This is a genomic window from Rhodohalobacter sp. 614A, assembly GCF_021462415.1.
Classification (GTDB): domain Bacteria; phylum Bacteroidota; class Rhodothermia; order Balneolales; family Balneolaceae; genus Rhodohalobacter.
On record NZ_JAKEDS010000002.1, the window covers coordinates 152,759 to 172,552 of the forward strand.

At 38.6% G+C, this 19,794-nt stretch carries 18 protein-coding genes; 14 read left to right on the plus strand and 4 right to left on the minus strand.

Features of this window, described 5'->3' with window-relative positions; all coding sequences use genetic code 11:
* Positions 1-44: 44 nt before the first annotated feature.
* The 3 genes from L0B18_RS09495 to L0B18_RS09505 all read left to right on the plus strand — a co-directional run bounded on the left by L0B18_RS09495 (position 45) and on the right by L0B18_RS09505 (position 2,292).
* Positions 45-413 carry a DUF805 domain-containing protein gene (locus L0B18_RS09495; RefSeq protein WP_234571527.1) on the plus strand — a complete coding sequence of 123 codons (369 nt, stop codon included), beginning with the start codon at positions 45-47 and terminating at the stop codon, positions 411-413.
* 42 nt (positions 414-455) lie between these two features.
* Complete coding sequence (locus L0B18_RS09500; protein WP_234571528.1) at positions 456-842, plus strand: DUF4870 domain-containing protein; 387 nt, start codon at positions 456-458, stop codon at positions 840-842.
* Positions 843-942: 100 nt separating this feature from the next.
* Positions 943-2,292 (plus strand): sugar porter family MFS transporter, encoded by a 1,350-nt coding sequence (locus L0B18_RS09505; protein ID WP_234571529.1) that lies wholly within the window; start codon positions 943-945, stop codon positions 2,290-2,292.
* A 183-nt stretch (positions 2,293-2,475) separates the two neighbouring features.
* On the opposite strand, the gene L0B18_RS09510 is transcribed toward L0B18_RS09505, so the two are convergent.
* Together L0B18_RS09510 and L0B18_RS09515 are read right to left on the minus strand one after the other, a co-directional pair.
* Positions 2,476-3,300 (minus strand): hypothetical protein, encoded by an 825-nt coding sequence (locus tag L0B18_RS09510; RefSeq protein WP_234571530.1) that lies wholly within the window; start codon positions 3,298-3,300, stop codon positions 2,476-2,478.
* A gap of 54 nt (positions 3,301-3,354) precedes the next feature.
* A complete protein-coding gene (locus L0B18_RS09515) occupies positions 3,355-4,227 on the minus strand; it encodes a hypothetical protein (RefSeq protein ID WP_234571531.1) in 873 nt (290 codons plus the stop codon).
* Between the two features lie 534 nt (positions 4,228-4,761).
* On the opposite strand from L0B18_RS09515, the gene L0B18_RS09520 reads away from it, so the two are divergent.
* From L0B18_RS09520 to L0B18_RS09570, 11 genes are all read left to right on the plus strand, one after another.
* Positions 4,762-7,161 (plus strand): GumC family protein, encoded by a 2,400-nt coding sequence (locus tag L0B18_RS09520; protein ID WP_234571532.1) that lies wholly within the window; start codon positions 4,762-4,764, stop codon positions 7,159-7,161.
* 185 nt (positions 7,162-7,346) lie between these two features.
* The gene (locus L0B18_RS09525; protein WP_234571533.1) at positions 7,347-7,889 is read left to right on the plus strand and encodes a hypothetical protein; all 543 of its coding nucleotides are present in this window, start codon (positions 7,347-7,349) and stop codon (positions 7,887-7,889) included.
* A gap of 309 nt (positions 7,890-8,198) precedes the next feature.
* The gene (locus L0B18_RS09530) at positions 8,199-9,197 is read left to right on the plus strand and encodes a sulfotransferase (RefSeq protein WP_234571534.1); all 999 of its coding nucleotides are present in this window, start codon (positions 8,199-8,201) and stop codon (positions 9,195-9,197) included.
* 16 nt (positions 9,198-9,213) lie between these two features.
* Positions 9,214-10,152, plus strand: coding sequence for a glycosyltransferase family 2 protein (locus L0B18_RS09535; RefSeq protein WP_234571535.1), 939 nt, complete (start codon positions 9,214-9,216; stop codon positions 10,150-10,152).
* 6 nt (positions 10,153-10,158) lie between these two features.
* Positions 10,159-11,655 (plus strand): flippase, encoded by a 1,497-nt coding sequence (locus L0B18_RS09540; RefSeq protein WP_234571536.1) that lies wholly within the window; start codon positions 10,159-10,161, stop codon positions 11,653-11,655.
* 8 nt (positions 11,656-11,663) lie between these two features.
* Positions 11,664-12,659 carry a sulfotransferase domain-containing protein gene (locus L0B18_RS09545; protein WP_234571537.1) on the plus strand — a complete coding sequence of 332 codons (996 nt, stop codon included), beginning with the start codon at positions 11,664-11,666 and terminating at the stop codon, positions 12,657-12,659.
* 2 nt (positions 12,660-12,661) lie between these two features.
* Positions 12,662-13,519, plus strand: a complete 858-nt coding sequence (locus L0B18_RS09550; protein WP_234571538.1) for a sulfotransferase family protein — start codon at positions 12,662-12,664, stop codon at positions 13,517-13,519.
* A gap of 36 nt (positions 13,520-13,555) precedes the next feature.
* Complete coding sequence (locus L0B18_RS09555) at positions 13,556-14,425, plus strand: sulfotransferase family protein (protein WP_234571539.1); 870 nt, start codon at positions 13,556-13,558, stop codon at positions 14,423-14,425.
* Complete coding sequence (locus L0B18_RS09560) at positions 14,412-15,110, plus strand: sulfotransferase domain-containing protein (protein ID WP_234571540.1); 699 nt, start codon at positions 14,412-14,414, stop codon at positions 15,108-15,110. The genes L0B18_RS09555 and L0B18_RS09560 overlap by 14 nt, the downstream gene beginning before the upstream one ends.
* Positions 15,111-15,114: 4 nt before the next feature.
* On the plus strand, positions 15,115-15,897 hold the full coding sequence (locus L0B18_RS09565) for a sulfotransferase domain-containing protein (protein ID WP_234571541.1): 783 nt from the start codon (positions 15,115-15,117) through the stop codon (positions 15,895-15,897).
* Positions 15,898-15,930: 33 nt separating this feature from the next.
* Positions 15,931-17,265, plus strand: coding sequence for an O-antigen ligase family protein (locus L0B18_RS09570; RefSeq protein ID WP_234571542.1), 1,335 nt, complete (start codon positions 15,931-15,933; stop codon positions 17,263-17,265).
* On the opposite strand, the gene L0B18_RS09575 is transcribed toward L0B18_RS09570, so the two are convergent.
* Entirely contained in the window at positions 17,258-18,331 is a 1,074-nt protein-coding gene (locus tag L0B18_RS09575) for a putative rhamnosyl transferase (protein WP_234571543.1), read from the minus strand. The genes L0B18_RS09570 and L0B18_RS09575 overlap by 8 nt on opposite strands.
* Before the next feature lie 7 nt (positions 18,332-18,338).
* On the minus strand, positions 18,339-19,775 hold the full coding sequence (locus L0B18_RS09580; protein WP_234571544.1) for an MBOAT family O-acyltransferase: 1,437 nt from the start codon (positions 19,773-19,775) through the stop codon (positions 18,339-18,341).
* Positions 19,776-19,794 lie beyond the last annotated feature (19 nt).

A 19,794-nucleotide genomic window follows, 5' to 3' on the forward strand; every position in this document is an offset into this window, starting at 1 on the left:
AGGCTTTAACAATTCACTAATCATAACATAATTGGGGATAACCTATGGATGTAGAAGAGATTAAAAAGTGGTACATGGAAGCACTCGGCAAGTATATTGAATTTGAAGGCAGGTCCCGCAGAACTGAGCTGTGGACGTTTGTTCTTGTGAATTTTGTGATTTCTGTGATTCTGTCTGTGTTGGACACAATAGTGGGAATGGGCATTGGTTTTATTGGAACTCTGTTTAGCCTGGCCATTTTGTTGCCAAGTATTGCGGTAGGAGTTCGCCGGCTTCATGATATTGGCAAAGAGGGCTTGTGGATTCTGATTGGCCTGATTCCGCTTATTGGTTGGATTGTACTTATCTATTTTTATGTGCAGGATAGCGAACCGGGTACGAATGCTTACGGGCCCAACCCGAAAGGTATCTGATTATATCGTTCAACCTGAACCGCTTATTTCACATTTAATATTATGGAAGAAAAAATTCCCGGTAACGAGCCCGGCGCTCAAAGGAAAAGCTCGCACTCACCTTCAGTGGATGCAGATATAAGCCAAGTCCGGCTTTTTGGTATTATCGGATATATATTCCCGATTCTTTTTTTCCTTCCGCTGGTAACCGATGGCAAAGACAATTCTTTTGCAAAGTATCACGCAAATCAACAATTACTTTTACTGCTGTTCCTGGTTATAGGAAATATGGCTGCCGGTATTTTAACGGTTATTTTAATTGGCCTTTTGCTTTATCCAGTTGTTTGGCTTTTTTGGTTGGTTTGTATGATTCTCGGTATTATGAATGTGGTGAATGAAAAGGAAAAGCCGTTACCGCTTATTGGTACAATCACCACACTGATAAAGTAGTAAAAAAATAAAGCTTCAAAGAAAGCCCTGTTCGATGCATTGGAGGGCTTTCTATTTTTCTGATTCTTACTTTATAGAGTTACTAAAAACGAATTACTCTATGTTGAAAACCAGGTCTATTGCACTGTCTGCTATTGCGGCCTCATTGGCCGGCTTTTTATTTGGATTTGATACCATCGTGATTTCCGGGGCTGACCAGCCGATTCAGGAACTCTGGCAAATGAGTGATTTGTTTCACGGAACGTTTATTATGTCGATGGCTCTTTGGGGAACGGTCATCGGAGCTCTTTTTGGAGGTATCCCGTGTGACAAATTTGGAAGACGAAAAACACTCTTCTGGATTGGAATTTTATACTTTCTTTCCGCCGTAGGCTCAGGCCTTGCGCCCGATCCGTATATTTTTTCATTCTCACGCTTTATTGGCGGCCTGGGTGTTGGGGCCTCATCCGTAGCTGCCCCGGTTTACATTTCAGAAATTACACCCGCAAGAAATCGTGGCAAGCTGGTTGCTTTGTATCAATTCAATATTGTGTTTGGAATTTTGGTTGCATACCTGTCTAACTATTGGCTGGGAACCACTTTGGATGAAAACGCCTGGCGCTGGATGTTGGGTGTAGAAGGAATTCCTGCGGCCATCTACTGTTTCTTTGTGATAGGTATTCCGGAAAGTCCCCGATGGTTGGCAATCAAAAAACAAGATACATCAACCGCACGGGAGATATTGCAACAACTTAACCCAAAAGCCAATATCGACAAGATGATGGCTGAAATAACCAAATCGGTTTCTGGTGATTCTGGAGCATCCAAATTCTTTTCGAAAAGACTTCGCTTTCCAATCATGCTGGCATTCCTTTTTGCGTTTTTCAATCAGTGGTCGGGAATCAATTTTGTGCTTTATTATGCTCCCCGAATTTTTGAACAAGCCGGAATTGCCGCAAGCGAAGTTCTCGGAGCTTCAGTACCTATTGGGGTTGTAAACCTGATTTTTACCCTCTTCGGCATGTATCTGATTGACAAAGCTGGAAGAAAGGTTTTGATGTATATTGGATCATTTGGCTACATTTTATCTCTGCTGGGAGTCGCATGGGCTTTTTCAACCGGTGCTGAAGGAGCGATTGTGGTTGCATTTGTCACGGCATTTGTTGCCTCGCATGCTATTGGACAAGGGGCCGTCATTTGGGTATTCATTTCTGAAATATTTCCAAATGCCGTCCGCGATTATGGAATGTCACTCGGATCCGGAACGCATTGGGTTTTTGCCGCCATTATTACGCTGGTGACTCCCTCGGTTCTTAATGCATTTTCCGGAGCACAAATCTTTTCCTTTTTTGCTTTTATGATGTTCCTGCAACTCCTGTTCGTCTGGAAGCTTATGCCGGAAACCAAGAATATTTCGCTTGAAGAAATGGAAGCTAAACTAGGTATTAATCGAGAGGCGTTGGAAGAGTGAGCAAAAACAACTCAACAACCCCGGCTGATTCTTTGATTCAAAAAAAGTCTACAGATTTAAACCAATAATTTGAATCTCGCGGAAATAACAAAAGCCGGGTAACTCCAACAATTGATGAACGTACTGATTGCAGGTTTTTTATTCTGTACTGGATCTTTTTAGGGTAAGAAAATCAGCGTATCGCTATGATTCCTGCTCAAAGAAGAATAGTTTGGACACCGATGTAGAAAAATCTTCGATAGGTACCCTACAAACTCCCTCTTCCAACATTCTTAAATGTGTCTCTTTCTCTCCATGAATAACCATTTTTTGAGGAGGAGATTTATGAAGCCGGTCAATAGTTATTTTTGCCTCATGATTTATAACTTCTAAATGGATGGACAACTTATCTGTGTCAATATCAAACGAGTCAATATTTATGAAGTTTGTTTTCTTATCACAATAAACATGAACTTTTGATAACGGCAGGTATAACTCACACTGGTTCCATCCCTTGATATCGTTGAGGGAGATACTTTCGGGGATAGAAATAAAACCTCCCAATTCACTGACAAAGGTTAGTTTCTTTTCGGGTATTTTGATGATTACTAAATCGTCCTCACCAACAAATTCAGAAACCACATATAACTTAAACTGATTATTTACCTTGTCGTGTAATACACGTATTGAGGTTTTATGATCGTCCGAAATAAAGGTTCGAACTGGTTTAAGTGTTAAATTTTTTCTTGATAATGCCTGTATTTGGGTGGTGGGGGAAGAAAAGTTACTAGAAAAGCGCTTTTCCTCCTTACTCGATTTTAAGCGAATGTAAGAGGGTTTCTTATCGGTATCATTTGTGGATTTTTCGATTAGATCGACGGTATTGTAGTAATCCCTAAACCAATCTGCCAAAAGGCGGAGTTCGCAATCTTTCTCAATCCACCCTTCAATCCATATTATTTCTTTAGTAGACAGATCTGATGGATAGCGGATATAAGTTTCTATATGTTCTTCGGAAGGTTTATCCAAAATAACGTTTGTTGTTTTTACCCATGTCTTTGCAAAATCGAACTGGTGCCGATTTTAAAGCCAATCATCTTTGAAAGAAGATACTAAATCTTTTTTAATTTGATTAACAATATACTCAAGATATTGTCTTTTGTTATTCCTGTAATCCTCATGATCTAAGTGTGGCAGATAGTTTTTTAGCCATTCATATTGCGAGAATTCTTTCCTGCCATCCGTGAAATGATCTCTTACAATATCTTGGGCTGCAACCATATACAAATCCAGCTCCTCGCTATCTAATTTGCCTTTTTCAACGTATGACACGCCGGTTTTTTTCTTTGTTTTTTGAACGCTTTCATCCAGAAAATTTTCAAAATCTGATTGAAACATATCCTCTTCTACATTCGGTAACTTACTCGATTCTGCAAGAGATTCGTTGAGATGCACGTACGCTTCTCGAATGATGGATGCCAACGCCACAAGTGGAAATTCTTTTCGATATCTGTCCTGACAGATTAATACTTCAATCACTTCATCCAAAATATCAGGAATCTGCATTTTTTCATGTAACCTGGAGCAGAGTTTCATCTGCATAAACTCGGACGGCATTGCCGGTTGATTTTGAATTTCTTTCTCCTCAACAATAATTCTGCCGTCGTGATACATTATTGAGTGATGACAGCTTTTTTCTTTTAAAGCCAATTTAAGATTTCGAATAATTTTTCTCAGGGATGGATCTCTTTTTCCAAGAGAACGGAAAATATTATCCTCTACTTTTGTAAAGATAAGTTTCCTTAATTCAATACGGATTTTTTTCTCGGTAAAGGTTGCGATATCCTTATCACAAAAATATTCCTTTAATTTTATTAGTTCGCCCTTCTCATTTTTCTCAAAAATATCTGCGATAAAATCCCAGGCAATGTCTTCAAGTTTTTCTCCTCGTATCATATACAAAGAACTAGAAGAGGCTTTCATTCGTAAATATGCCAATGCTTTTCTGTGGCAAAAACGAATAAGTAAATGCAATTCATTTCTGCTTTCGCAACCGTCTATACAGCTTTTAACAGTCTCTTGTATTTTCATTTAAAATAATTTTGTATTTCTTAGTAAGAATCGTAAGAAATCTTAAAAGATTTTGGCAAGATTCGATTATTTTTTTAAAAATTTATGTCTGCACACTATTTTAAATGTTATGAAATTCTAATCAAATGGTAATTACTTTACAATACACAGTAAGCTATTAGCAAATGTATTTCAGTAATAATTAACAGTATTCTGCGAGGTCCTTGACTTAACTGTAATAAGATTAAAAAAAATTAATTAAATAATTTTAATTTTTCATTAAATAAAAAAAGGCACTGAGCTTTGCCGAATAATACTTTTTAAAACCCAAGCAGTGTGCTATAGAAGTATATTTGAATTCACATTCAATGTTTCTGAATAAATCAATTTTTTAGATAAACATATCAATAAGGGTATTTCATGAGCGACTTCGACAACAATTCCTTTTCAAATGGCAGCAACGGTTTTCATAGAGAACAGCCCCGGTATAAGGGAGAAAATGTGACGAACAATCAGAAGCTGTTTGAGTCTGGTAATGATAATGAGATTGATTTACGAGTTGTATTCGGAGTTCTTTTAAAATATAAATGGTGGGTGATTGGCATCACGCTGCTTTGTTTTGGCGGTGCGTATTTATATGCGAATTTAGCTCAGCCAATTTATGAAAGCTCGGGTACTGTTCTGATTACCCAAGAGAATTCTCAGTATCCCATGAAAGACTCTGATTTATCATATATGATGTCTTCAACGTTTGGGGTTGGTGCGGGCAACAGGCTGGAGAATGAAATGGAAATCTTACAATCCAGGAGCCTTTCAAGTGAAATTGCCAAGAGACTTTTAGAAGAGAAAACCATGGAAAACGGTGAGAACTTCCCGATTCTCTGGTATAATTATCCTGAAGATTCTACCCTTATTCCTCAGTCTGCCGTGGCACAGAGAATAAAAAATAAAATGATTTTAGAGCGGACGGATCAGGATACAGATGTTATTAGAATCCGGTATGAAAGTTACTCTCCATTCGAGGCAAAACGCCTGGTTGATATCACCATCGACACTTACATTGATGTATCTATACGGCAGAAAAGAACTGAAGCAAACTCAGCTCTCACATTTCTTGAGAGCGAATTGGATGATGTAGAAAGTAATCTTGAATCGGCCGAAGTAGCCCTGAAAGATTATAGAAAGAATACGAACCTGGTAGAGGTAGATGGCCAGACAAATGCAGTCATAACCAGGATGGCAGAACTTGAATCCCAGATGCAAGAGGTACAGGTGCAGCGGGTTTCTATAAGTTCTTCCATTGAATCGTATGAGAACCAGCTTGAGCAAATTAAACCCGGTCTTGCCGAACAGTTTGCCGAGAATATTAGCGGCAGGCTGGAAGGAGCCCAGTTGCGTTTGGCTGAGTTAAGAACAGCCCAATCATTAATGCTTCAACGAAATCCTGGATTGCAAAGTAACCCGGAATCCGAGCCACAGTTTATTCGTAATCAGGAAGAGATTAGAACGGTTCGTGAAGAGATAAGGGAAATCACCAATAATCTTTTAAATGCAGATGATTCCGATGTGTACATCGGTTTCCTGGAACAAGAAGATGGTGGTGTGACAAATCGTATTCTTGAGCTCAGAAAAAATTTAATTGAGTTGAAAATTCAAGAGTCGCAACTCAATGCACAGGAAGAGGTTATCCAGCAGAGAATGGCAGAAGAGAATCAATTTTTTGATGGTCTTCCGGAAAATATGCTGGAACTGGCGCGTCTTCAGCGGGAAGTAAAAATCTCGGAAGAACTTTTTACTACAATTTCGAATCAGTTTGCTGAAACGCAGTTATGGGAGCAAACACAATTTGGTGCAGGGCGGCCGATTGATTACGGTTACTTGCCAGAGGATCCATCCTCGCCGAATAAGATTTTGTATTCTCTCATCGGTTTGATCATCGGATTTACATTTGGAATAGGGTTTGTAGTTATAAGAAGTTCACTTAATTCGAAAATTGATGGCGCAGAGAAACTGAAAGATGCGGGATTCCGTTTGTTGTCGGTCATTCCTGATTATACCAATCATGTGAAGGAAAAATACAACGGGCAATCCTTTGTGCACGTAAAAGATAAAAAGGTAAGCACCGGCTGGGAAACCATACTGGATTCTATTTCACCCATTTCCGAAGCGTATCGCCGCTTGCAGAATAATATTATTTTTTCCGATCCGGACACGAATATTCAGACTATCGTAGTAACCAGTTCTCAGAAGAGTGAAGGGAAAACCACCGTTTCTGCGAATCTTGCCGTATCATTGGCAGAAGGTGGAAAAAAAGTTCTCCTGATTGACAGTGACCTCCGGAGACCGAATATTCATACATTTACCGGTGAAGCGAGAGAACCGGGCCTATCAGAAGTTTTTTATGATGACAAATCACTAAGTACGGCTATAAAACCAACCATTGCCCCGGCAGTAGAGGCTCTCACGGCGGGTCATTCCATTCCCAATCCTGCAGCCGTGATGCAGAGTAAGAAACTCAAAAGTTTTTTAAGTGAGTTAAAACACCACTACGATCACATCATTATTGATACTCCGCCATTTGGAGTGATTACAGATGCTGCCCCGTTAATGCAGAATGCAGATGGTGTAATTTTGGTAGCCCGGTTTGGCCAAACTCAGACATATCAGCTTGAACAAACCATTGAGAACCTGAAGGGTGTGAACGCGAATATAATTGGGACTGTATTAACAGCTTATAAGCATAGCAAGAGCGCTGAATATTACAATTACAATTATAAGTACAATAACTATGAAGCTTACAAAGAGTATCAGGAAACTTAGTCCGGATATTTTCAAGTAGCGAACCCCATTGTCTGTGAGATCTTGAGGATGTCTGTCCTCCAGATAGAGATGTTTCTTTACACTTTATCTCAACTGAAAATTCAGATGATACGCCCTTATAGCACTTAGAAATTTAAACTTTCGAACATCAGCATTAAAACCCAAAAGAACAACAAGAGCAATTCATGAAAAAAAACGGATACCTGATTTTATTACTCACCTTATTATCATTTGGCTCAGTATCAGAAAGCCTCAAAGCTCAGGATTTGTCACAATCTCTTTCTCTTTTTCGCTTGGCAGAGGGATATGTCCGTATAGCCGAACCAGGCGTTTTTGCGGATACAGTAAGTGTCTTTGGTGATGTGAATGCTCCCGGGCAATATATTATTCCGCGAGGTACAAATATTCATGAACTTATTGGGTATGCCCGTGGCCCTGTACAACAACGAAATATTTCTCAAACGGCAGACTGGAGTAAACTGCGTGTAGAAATTACGATTTCAAAGAAAGATCCGTCAACAGGCAGAAGAACCCAGGAATCATTTATGTTTCGCTACAATGAGGATTATCCTGACGAGTTTACAAATATGCCTTTGGGCAATGATTACATCGTAAGTTTGGAACTAAGGCGAAGGCCGGCTTTTGTGGATTGGCTGAGAGTGATTTCATCCATCGCAGGGACAACAGCAACAGCAATTCTTATAATAGATCGCTTGTCTTCTGAATAGAATAGGAATGCTCTGAGAGTGGGTGTTTCATCATTTTTAAAAAGGGCCAGATATTTTCAATAACTCCGTTTTGATAATTATCTGAGCTCGGTTTGGGTTATAAAATTAATCAGCAGATTTAAAGTAGTGGTAGGAACATATTAATGATGATTTTGATCGATTCAGTAAAATAAAATCACTGATAAGACGAATTCATCAGATGCTTTTTTTTAGCCTTCAAGAAACATTCTCTGGCAAAACATCTTTGGCAATATGTGTCCGTAATTACGTAAATAATTTTTGGCTCTAGGCAATCTAAGAAAATAAAATATGGCCTTTAGATATGGATTTCTTACATATCTCAGCAGATCTGGTTCAACTTTTTTAAGCAACTTATTAAATAATTATGCTGACATTTGTGTGACTCTTGAGGGAGATTTTCCACCCGAACTTTTAGGTGTGAAAAATCGATCTGTGTTGCACATTAACGCATATGAGGAGATTGACTATTACTTTGATTATATCGTCAATAACTCAAGAGTTTCTTCCTGGGATTTGGATTTAAGAAGTTTTAAAGATGATTTGTATGAGGCTTCATTACCCATTTCCGGAGCAGATATTTTTAAAAAATTATTAGAAGCCTATCGGAATAAGCATAAACCGAATGCCACGGTTGTTCTCTACAAAGGCGTTCCCTTTTTGCCCTGGATGCTCGATGAAGTTGTTCAAAACTTTCCGGAATCCCAGGTGATTCACCTGTTCAGAGATCCAAGGGCCGTTTACAATTCCCAAAAAGGGTTGCCACTGCCTTATGAAGAGAGGGATTTTGTGTTCAATCCATTTCAAACGGTGGATGAATGGAAAAGGTCCGTTCAGAAATGTAATCATCCTGTCCGCCAAAATGTCCTTCCTGTCAGGTACGAAGATCTGATCCTCAATACAGAAGCTATAAGAAAACAGCTGATTTCATTTCTGAAAACTTCCGACAACCTGGCTACAGAAAATACATTTTCCCAGCGAATTCCGGACCAGGAGCAGGTGATTCACCAGGATGTAGCAAAATCACCCAAAAAAGAAAAAATACACAGATGGAAGGAAAATCTTGAACCCAGAGAAATTGAAATATTGGAAATCGGGCTGGGCGAACTTTTAAAAGAACATGCCTATGATTTATCCGGATCTCACAACACAATCCCGTCACAGATTTCTTACTACAAGAGTTATCTGAGTTACACATTTTATACAGTATTTCACCGAATAAAGAGAATCATAAACGGAGTTCGAACCGATCCTTCAAAGTATTATATAAAATTGAAGAGCCGCTTCTGACAAGCAATTTACTTTTATGAAAAATGATTTGATCTCTATTGTAATCCCGGCTTTCAATGCTAAAGAATATATAGCATCGGCTATAGAAAGTGTCTTAGGCCAGGAAGGTCTTGAATGCGAATTTGAAATCATCGTTGTGGATGATTGTTCTCAGGATGGTACAGCTTCATTTGTCCGCGAAAAATTCAATTTGCAATCGGTTCGGGTCATTGAATTGGAGAAGAATAGTGGACCTGCTCATGCCAGAAATGTTGGCATTGAAGCTTCAAAAGGAAACTACATTTCTCTTTTGGATTCCGATGATATTTTCCAACCGGAAAAATTAGCCAGCCAATATACTTTTTTGGAAAATAATCCGGGGCGTGGAGCTGTAATAACCGCATCCAAAACAATTGTAGATAAAAAATATGGAAAAGATATCACCTATCATTTTCCTGTGACAAAACTTGAACAGGCAAAAGAAGTATTCTTTTCAAAAATAGCCCGCTTTACCTCCACTTTATTTTTTAGGAAAGAGTTGTACCAAAGCACAGGGGGATTCGATTGCAGCATGAATCATTTTGAGGATCACGAGTTCTTGTTAAGGTGTATTAAGCACTCAAATCTCGGCTATATCAATCAACTTTTGACCTGTTACAGGGTTCGTGATGATGGCCTGTCGGGATCCATATCTGAGGTGAGTTTCCTGAATAGCAGGCAGAAATTTGAAGAAAAAGCATTTGATATTTTCCCGGAGCTGAAAGTATTCGAACACGAATATTGGTCGAATGAATACTTCGGTCTTGGAAAGATCCTATTGTTTCAGAAACGGAATCGAAAGAGATCCAGATCCTATTTTAAAAAGAGTATTAGTGGAAATATGCAAAATGTGAAGCCCTATATCGGCCTGATGCTTTCGTATTTACCGCTTTTTGTCAGCATGAAAATCAGAAAAAAATTAATACTTGAGTCTTAATTGCCTGTGAGTAAAAAAGCTGACAAAAAAAAGGACTTATCGAAACAGTTGTCCAAAGGAAGCCAGATTGCCTTTATTGGCAACGGTTTATCCAAGGTTTTTTCAATAGGAACCAAAGTAATTATTTCCCGATTGATGGGCCCCTCAGGATTAGGGACGTTTGAGCTGGTTATTTCTCTCACAAGATTTGCATCCATGACGGGACAAATTGGCCTCCATCAAACCGTTGTTTATTACATATCGCATTTTCGAAGAAATGGTGAAGAAGACAAAATAGCCGCCGTAATCAGAAGTGGTTTCTTTGTTTTGGGGATTGTTTTCACCATCGTCACACTCCTGATGTTTTTATCAAGAGATCAAATCAAAACGGTCTTTTTTAGTAATGAAACTCCCGTCATTGTCATCACTGCGTTGACGGTAATGATCGTAGCTTTTGGTTTGAGAAATTATCTGACCATGTGCTACAGGGGCTTGAAAAAGATTACACAGGAGGTTTTTATAAACCAATTTGCATTCTATTGTATCATTGTGTTGAGTTTGGGGGCATGTTATTTAATCCGTTCCAATATTACGATTCATTGGCTGGCTATACTTTTAATTTTTTCGGCAGTTCTTTCCTTCTCCTTTTCTCTGCCTGTTTTATTTACTCATTTAAAAACAAAAATCTCCAGAGAGGAAGAGCGGACCATTTTAAAAAAAATGTTGATCTATGGATTTCCACTTTGGGGGAATGGTTTCCTGAACATTGGAAGAGCCCAATTGGATCGTGTGATGTTAGGTATTTTTTCAAATACTTCTCAGATTGGTTTTTTTGCAGCGGGAAATACGATCGCCGTTATTTTGTCTTTCATCCTGGACGCTTTTACGCCCATCTCCCAACCGCTGATTTCCGAGGCTTACGCAAGTTCCGATTTTCAGCAGCTTAACCACATTTACCGAACACTTGTAAGGTGGGGGGCAATAATATGTATTCCACTTGGCGGGGCATTCATTTTATTTGGCGAGCCCCTTTTGGCGATCATTTTTGGGGCTGAATTCAGCGGAGCTTACCTCATGCTGGTATTTCTTGTTTTTGGATACACTATAAATGTTTTGGCCGGGCCAGCAGGAAATATGTTGATTATGACCAATCATCAGAGAGCCAGTTTGCTGTCTCTCTTAGCCGGATTTATAATAGCTATTGGCCTCCACTGGTTTTTAATCCCAGTTTATCAGGGAGTTGGTGCTGCCGTTGCAACCGGTGTGTCACTGGCTGTTACAAATGTACTTCGGATTTTCCAGGTGAAGCATTATCTCAAGATTTCTTATGAAGTAGCAACCGTAGTTAAAATTTCTGCCGGGATAACCGCATCTGTGCTGTTGGTATCATATTTACGTGGGTTTGGTATTCACCTGATTTTCTTGGCGGCTATTTACACAATTATGTGCCTGATATTACTCTACTTCCTGGTAGATATTCGATCTGTCAGGGATAACATCCAATTAATCAAAAAGAATAAATAAAACCTGAAATGGATCTTCTTTCAGATGCTTTTAGAGTACTCGGTCTTTTTGAGATCGTAGATAAAAAAAAGCGGCAAAGAGTCAATCCGGCCGAGACTCTCCTCGTTTCTGGTTTTTGGAGAAGTGGAACGACACTTCTTATGCAGGCAATTAGTAAAATTTTTAACCGAAGGTCGATCTATGAACCTTTACATTTTAAAACTGAAGAGGCAAATAGGTTTTACTACAAAAATGAAAGTGACCGGCAATGGATTCCCTATTGGAATGATTACCTCAGTGACGATGAATTTTTTCATCTGCAGGAACAGGTTTTGAAAGGAGACCTGAAAGGAGAGTGGGTGAGAAGACATCGCGAGTACAAAGTGGCGTTTGCAGATCCATTGGTCGTAAAAATGGTAAGGTCGAATTTATGCCTGCCTTATTATGAGAAAAAATTCACATCAAAATGCATACTTCTGATTCGGCATCCGGGAGCTGTATTGGCCAGTATTATCCGGAACAAGGGAGGAGCAGCCAGAATTAAAGCCCAAATTTCCAGGTCAGACCTGGTCCGTCAATTACTCAGGAAATTTGAAAATGAATTACCAATAGATAACCATTTTGATCAGTACCTGGATGATGTGAATGCCCGCATCATTCTTTTATACATGATAATGAACGAACTCCCGCTTTACTGGAAAGAGGCAGGGTTCATCCATCCATTGGTTATTACCTACGAAGAAATGATCGCCTCGCCTCTTGAGATGTTTTACGGAATAAAAGACTATCTGAATATCGATAATCAAACTTCTGATGAAGAAATTTTAAGTATTTGGAAGAATCCTTCGGGAACTACGAAAAAAGAGAGAACCGATATTTCAGTCAATGAACGGTTGAATAGCTGGAGATCTGAACTGGATTCGGGAACGGAGGAGATGATTTACCAAATACTTAACAATGGTTCCGTTTTTCCAAGAACCAGAAACCAAATTAACCAGATTGATAAACTTGTAACTGAAAATTAGCTATGTCAGATACTCCCTATTTTATCGGAATTGGTGCCATGAGATGTGGCAGTACGTGGATTTCGCAGGTATTGAGCGAACACCCGGAAGTGTATATTCCTGCGTCTTTAAAGGAAGTACATTTCTTTGATGCCTTTTATAAAAATTCCAAAAGAGATAAAAAAGAGAGGTGGAATTATGGGCGGGGTATTGAGTGGTACATGAATTTATTAAATGAAGGAGGAAGCCATTTAAAGTCAGGAGAAATAACGCCCAATTATTTGTACGATAATGAGGCCCCCAATCTTATCAAACAGGACTTTCCGGATGTGAAGATTATTGTTTCGCTTCGGGATAAAGTTGAAAGGTCGCTTTCACATTTTCAGTTTGTGAAAATGCACAATTATCTGGAAACCACCGGAGATGATCTGGCTGACTATAAGAAGTACGATTCGGATTATCATTTTTCGGATTACAGCCATTACGAAGAACGCCTGAAACGGTATCACGAGCTTTTTGATGACATTCTTGTTATCAATTTTGAGGATATCAAAGAACGCCCATCCATTGTGTGCAAACAGCTTTATGGTTTTTTGGGAATTGAGGATGAGTTTCAACCTGCTTGTCTGAACAAAAAAATGAATAAATCCAGGGGCAAGAGGTCTGATTTTTTGTATGAAGTGTTCAAAAAAACAAGAAAAAAAGTAAAGAAAAACAGGGGGTTGGTTAAAGTATCCAACGCAACCGGCTTTACGAATGTGTTTAAGTTTCTCAACAGGCTGAATCTGTCCGAGAAAAAAGAGGTGAGTGACGATCTGAAGGAATATGTAGAGGGCTTATTTGCGGCTTCTGATGTAAAAGAAAAATCAAATCAGATTTAAGAATCGAATCATGGATATAAGCCGAATCTGAATCGAATGACACCACAAAAGGTAAACTTAATTTACATCGGCCCGATGGGTTACAGTGGGTCTACACTGCTGGATTTGATTTTGAATCAGCATGAGGAGATTCAAAGTGTGGGCGAGCTGATTTTTTATGATCGGTGGAGAAAGGACAATTTACTTTGTTCCTGTTCAAAGCCAATAGATGAGTGTGCTTTTTGGAATAAAGTGCAAAAAATGCTGCCGGATGATTTTAGACTGCATGGAGAACTGAGCCGGCTGAAAACATTTACAGGATTGGACTTCTTTACGAAAAATTTGTCAAGTGCATATTTTGAGCAAACTTATAAGTTGGTCGATAAAGTAAGCAGGATCAGTTCTGTGAAATATGTTCTGGATTCATCAAAAAGTGTTGGGCGGTTGGAGAAACTTGCAGAAGGCAAACAGGTTATAAATTTAAAAGTTATACACCTGATCCGAAATGGAAAAAGTGTGGTGCAAAGCAGCCTGAAAGAAAAAGCCCGGCCCAGCTATGATAATGACCAAAAGACATCCACGCGATCAGCCTATAAAACAGCTTTAAGATGGTTTTTAGTAAACAGAAGAATGAAAAAAGTCATCAACAAGTTCTCGTTAGATTCCATCGAAATACGATATGAAGACCTGATAAATGATCCGCAGGATGAGCTGAACCGCATTTTTAGCTTTTTAGATCTTGAGGCAATGGAAATCACCAATACGATTGATAATTCAAACATTCACAATATAAGCGGAAGCAGGTGGAGGTTTGACAACCAGATAGAAATTGTTCAGACAAAGCAAAACCACAATTTAAGTGGATACCAGAATTTCATTTTTAATTTAATTGCAGGAAATCTTTATAAATCATATGGATACAAGTAAAAAACTATGGGTTATCGGTTTCCCGAAAAGTGGCAATACATGGGTATGCTATTTAACCTCCTACATCTATAATGTGCCCTATTTTGATTTTGCTGATTTGAATTCAAAACCAAAACAGGAGTGGGTTTACGAAAACACACGAGGACAGCATGAGTGGGATCGGATTCACGGTATTGATGTTTTATACAAGTCTCACAAAATGATTGAGGATCTTCCCGTGAATACAGAAACCGACCTGATTCTGTATGTACATCGCGATCCCAGAGATGTGTATATCAGCTTTAAACATTTTATGGAAAATGGTTTAGCCGAATGGAAAGGACGGCTGCAATACCGGTTTTTCGGTTTTTTGGGAGAGAAATCAAGAATCAAGTGGTTTATAAATCAGTGGGAAAATCATTTAAAAGAGTGGGCCGAAATTGCAGATTTGAACGTCAGTTATGACTCTCTGTTGGAAGAAGGAGCTGATTATTTGTACCCGATTCTAAAAAAAGAAAAGGAAGATTTAGACAAAGAAATTGTTGAAAGTGCAATTGAGAAATTTAGTTTCAAAAGTATGACGAAAGGACGGAAACGGGGAAGCGAGGATAAAGACAGTTTTTTTAGAAAAGGTGTTTCAGGTGATTGGGAAAATCACCTCAGCAAAGAGGAAAGTGATTTGTTTAACCCGGTTTTAAAAGGATAAACATATGGCTGCCAATATTCTTATTAATTCTCATCGCCGTTCAGGAACTCATTTTCTTATCGATTCCATTCGGGCAAATGTTCAGGATGCGTGGTTTCCCAATCATTTTTTGTTGCCGGCAGATTTTAATATTGGCTCTTTATTCGGAAAAGATGAGAAGGTTTACAAAATATTTAAAAAGTATCTGAATGAAGACCGGCCTGTGATTATTAAAAGTCATCTTTTACCCGAGGAGATGAATATTGAAAATCCGAAGGATAAATTTGAACAGTTAATAAAGGATACTTTTCAGCAGTCAAAAAAAATCTACATCTACAGAAATGGAAAGGATACGTTGGTTTCATTATATCATTTTCTGAAACCGGGAGTGGACTTCCATAATTTTTTGGAAACAAAAAACGACCATATCATTAGAAAAATACGGACAGAACAAGCATATGATGAAAACCGGGTGCGTTACTGGGGATATCATGTGGAGGAATGGAAGAAAGTTGAAGACGTGTGTATCCTGAAGTTTGAAGATTTAAAGAATAACTATACTGAGGCGATAAAGTCAGTCTGTGATTTTATAAATGAACCACCTCAGGATCCTGTCAAAAAACCTCAAATACCCCGTTTTAAACTGCTGCATGGAATTCAAAAAAAAATGAGTAACCTGGGAATTACACCATTGCCCGCAAGCTCATCAGTCAGGCCCCGAAAAGGAAAGGTTGGGGATTCAGATTCCTATTTTACCAAAGAGTTAGACACTTATTTTAAGAAACAACTCGAGCATTCTGCCATTTAACATATAATTTCTCTTTTAAAGTTCAGGTATTCCTTGAAACTACGTGATATAGAAAAATTTGTATTCTTTGCTACTCTGGCCGGTTTATTTATTCCGCTCTCGGTAAATATCAGGGTGATCAATTTGTATGTGTGGAATATTCCGGCAATAGCTTTAATGATAGTCGTTTTTTTGCAGTCTTTATATACAGGCTTTTGGAAAGTTCAAAAGTGGGATCTCTGGGATTACAGTTTAATTGGTTTAATGTTTGTGTTGATCATTTTTTCGATGATCGGTGCCAACTTTATGAATAACCTTCCATTTCTCACCCAATATATAACCATACTGTTTATGGCTTTTTATGCCAGAAGAGCATGGGGCAGGGTTATTACTCCCAAAGTGCTGGTAAGCTTTGCACTTATCAGCGTATTTATTCAATCTGTAATAGGAATTATACAACAGCTTACATTTAGTCAGTTTGGAAATCCAAAAGCTTATTTTGGGCGCGGACAAAGTACAGAACTAAGAGATTCGTTTGGAGTAGAAATCAGCAGGGTACAGGGAACTCTGGGCCATCCCAACCTTGTGGGAAATTGGTTTATTACTTTGTTTCCGTTTCTTATAGTGAGTGATTTTTTTGACCGGAATAGAATAGCGTGGATAATGAAGAGAATAGCTGTTCTTCTCGGTTTTATTGGGCTTTTATTTACGCTTTCGCGGGGAAACATTGCCTTCTTTAGTTTATTATGCGTTTTATTCATACTCCCCTGGCTGAGATTAATCAGTCCCAAAATGTGGTCTTCTTCCCAAGTATTAACCAGAACGGTATTTGTTATTGTATTGACATTATCCTTGCTGTATTTAATCACCACAAACATGGAAGCGATAAATACCTACTATTCGGTTTTAGGGGATAGAATAGAGCAAGCTACATCTGTGAGAAATTCCAGGGGAACGGCAGATTTCAGGTTAGAGATGAACAAAGGTGCCTTACAAAAAGTGGTTGATCAAAAATTTATTCTTGGGAATGGCTTTAACAACTCAAGGAATATTTGGTCGGATGTAGATACCGATATTCCCGTTTGGTGGAACTACAGACCCCATAATGTTTATCTGGCCCTGGCGGTGGAAGGAGGAATCTTCGCTTTTATTTTTTACATCATAATAACCTGTCTGCCAATCTATTACCTTTATAGAAAAGTGAACTCCAGTGAGGTTTTGAAATATGCCTTTCTTTTTGCCTTGTGTGCCGGGTTTTTATTTGGCCAAATTTATCTGACGCATCTTTCGCCTGAATATGGTGTTTTATACTCTCTTATTTTGGGAAGCAGTATGGGGTATATTGATGAGATTTCAGCTATGTCCAATTCTCTGAGAGAAATCAGTTAGAGACGTGCTGATCCGTTTTCTTTTCGTAAAATTTTTGTGCAAGCAAGGTGCTATAGATCTTAGCACCATCACTATTCAGGTGTCCTGCATCAAACGAATATTGAAGTTCATAGAGCTCGGGAAAATTCTCAGGATCCGCTAATTGAATTTTATGGGATTCAGGAATGGCATGATATAAGTTGACTAAACTTTGTCTCGTGTTTCGTGGAGAAAGAAGGAAGATCAACTGTATATTCTTTTCCTTTGAGTCTTCAATCAATTTCAAAATTCTTTTGAGGTGAACTTCATTGAGCTCATCCGAAATGGATTTAAAATGGTTTTGAGTTGTTTGTGCTCTGACATCAAGCAGAGAACTACTATCAGCAAGGGCTTCTCTTCTTTCGGTATAATGATGAATAAGTGTGGAATCCGTTGTTGTATTTAATTCATAATCCAATGGAACATAACCGTTCGATGACGGCCCTAAATATTCAGCTTTATAATATCCGGGGCTTAAATATGATTGTCCAAAATGTCCCAGATTAAACATATTCTCAATAAATGAAATACCATATTTAATGTAATATTTGATGCTTTCCTGGTAGCTCATGCCGGGATGGTTAGCCACATACGATGAAATAAACCTCAATTCGTTAAAATTAATCCAATAAGTAGTTCTTTCCTGATGCATAACTTCATTGCCGAGGTTCTGTACGTGAGTCAATTCAACAAAAGCATATTTTTCCTTTGCATTTGCAGATAATTCAGAGTCCAGAAAATGTTCGTACAAGTGATACACTTGGGGTGCGAAAGTGGCTTGAGCTCCTAAATTGAAAGAAGAGATTTTTTGATTAGACAGGTTTGAATAAACACTATCGAATACGGATGGATCAATTTGCCGATAGACCCTGCTTGACCCGAAAAAATAAGCATCTGGCAGATCAGATTTATTCCGTTCATCCAGGGTTCGAATTTTTGAACTGAACCACGGATTTCCCCAATGATATGGAGCCAATAGGCCTATCGCCTGCGAAAGGAGAAAGAATATAAAAACAAAGATGACAATTTTTTTACAGAAACGTTTCATGATTGTCCTAAAATTGGAAGTAAATAAAGGAGTTCTCTGTCCCGAAAAAGGAAGCTACAAGAGCGGCAAGGATTAGATATGTACTCCACCTGAACGGGACTGAAAGTGACCTGTTTTCAAATGAAAGTCCATGTTCCTGTTCTCTCTGAATCCATTCAATGGTGATAAAGATTGCTATTAAAATTGCCAGATATAGAGGGAGAATTTCCGGGAGGGAAAAAAAACTTGGACTCATTATGCCCGCAAGATATGCTATGGCATGTTGTACACTTTCAGCACGGAAGAATATCCACCCTAATACGGTTATCAGGAACGTTAAGAGGATGCTGAAAAATTCTTTTATGCTGGGAAAGAGTCTTCCCTTTGATACGATTTCGAGATTTTGCCGGTTTTTATCCATTAGAAGTAATGGTAGAAAGTAAGCGGCATTTAAAGCTCCCCATACGATAAATGTCCAGTTTGCACCGTGCCAAAATCCGCTGACAATAAAAATGATGAAGATATTTTTAACCTGCATGGATAGCGGACCTCTGCTTCCACCAAGAGGAATGTATAAGTAATCCCGAAACCAGGTGGATAGTGAAATGTGCCACCGGCGCCAAAACTCCGCGATGTCTCTCGAGAAGTATGGGAATGCAAAATTTTTCATGAGATGAAATCCAAATAATCGTGCAGTTCCAATGGCTATATCCGAGTAGCCGGAGAAATCTCCATAGATTTGGAAAGCAAAAAGAACTCCTCCCAAGAGCAATGTGCTACCGGAATAATCTGAATAATTTGAAAAAATATCATTGACATATACTGCACAATTGTCTGCTATGACCACTTTTTTGAATAATCCCCATAAAATTTGCTTCATTCCGTCTGCAGCTTTCACATATTCGAAGGATCTATATTTAGAGAATTGTGGCAAGAGGTTTCCAGCTCGTTCAATAGGGCCGGCAACCAATTGCGGGAAAAAGCTTACAAAGGCAAAGAACTGAATAGCGTTTGTTGTAGGCGTAAGTTTTTTCCTGTAGATGTCAATTGTGTAGCTGAGTGTTTGAAATGTATAAAAGCTTATTCCAACAGGCAGGATGATGTTGAGAGTAGCAGGTTCAAATGGTTGGCCGAAAAGCGTAAAAGCATTCGCAAAATTCTCTGCAAAAAAATTGAAATATTTAAAAAATCCTAGGAAACCGAGATTTACAAGAAGGCTGACAGACAGCAGTAATTTACGCTTATGCTCAGCTTCAGTTTTTGACAAACGAATGCCGACAACATAATCGACAACAGAACTGAATGCAATTAAAGACAAAAAACGCCAATCCCACCATCCATAAAAGAAATAACTGACTATAAGTAGTAAAAGGTTTTGATCTCTTAAACGCTTGTTAAAAACAAACCAATAGAGCAAAAAAACAATGGGAAGAAAAAATGCAAATTCTATCGAATTAAAGAGCATTTACTATAAAGTGAATGAA

Coding starts and splice junctions, on each gene's coding strand:
- L0B18_RS09495 (WP_234571527.1), top strand. CDS start 45: ATGGATGTAGAAGAGATTAAAAAGTGGTACATGGAAGCACTCGGCAAG.
- L0B18_RS09500 (WP_234571528.1), top strand. CDS start 456: ATGGAAGAAAAAATTCCCGGTAACGAGCCCGGCGCTCAAAGGAAAAGC.
- L0B18_RS09505 (WP_234571529.1), top strand. CDS start 943: ATGTTGAAAACCAGGTCTATTGCACTGTCTGCTATTGCGGCCTCATTG.
- L0B18_RS09515 (WP_234571531.1), bottom strand. CDS start 4,227: ATGATACGAGGAGAAAAACTTGAAGACATTGCCTGGGATTTTATCGCA.
- L0B18_RS09520 (WP_234571532.1), top strand. CDS start 4,762: ATGAGCGACTTCGACAACAATTCCTTTTCAAATGGCAGCAACGGTTTT.
- L0B18_RS09525 (WP_234571533.1), top strand. CDS start 7,347: ATGAAAAAAAACGGATACCTGATTTTATTACTCACCTTATTATCATTT.
- L0B18_RS09530 (WP_234571534.1), top strand. CDS start 8,199: ATGGCCTTTAGATATGGATTTCTTACATATCTCAGCAGATCTGGTTCA.
- L0B18_RS09535 (WP_234571535.1), top strand. CDS start 9,214: ATGAAAAATGATTTGATCTCTATTGTAATCCCGGCTTTCAATGCTAAA.
- L0B18_RS09545 (WP_234571537.1), top strand. CDS start 11,664: ATGGATCTTCTTTCAGATGCTTTTAGAGTACTCGGTCTTTTTGAGATC.
- L0B18_RS09550 (WP_234571538.1), top strand. CDS start 12,662: ATGTCAGATACTCCCTATTTTATCGGAATTGGTGCCATGAGATGTGGC.
- L0B18_RS09555 (WP_234571539.1), top strand. CDS start 13,556: ATGACACCACAAAAGGTAAACTTAATTTACATCGGCCCGATGGGTTAC.
- L0B18_RS09560 (WP_234571540.1), top strand. CDS start 14,412: ATGGATACAAGTAAAAAACTATGGGTTATCGGTTTCCCGAAAAGTGGC.
- L0B18_RS09565 (WP_234571541.1), top strand. CDS start 15,115: ATGGCTGCCAATATTCTTATTAATTCTCATCGCCGTTCAGGAACTCAT.
- L0B18_RS09575 (WP_234571543.1), bottom strand. CDS start 18,331: ATGAAACGTTTCTGTAAAAAAATTGTCATCTTTGTTTTTATATTCTTT.
- L0B18_RS09580 (WP_234571544.1), bottom strand. CDS start 19,775: ATGCTCTTTAATTCGATAGAATTTGCATTTTTTCTTCCCATTGTTTTT.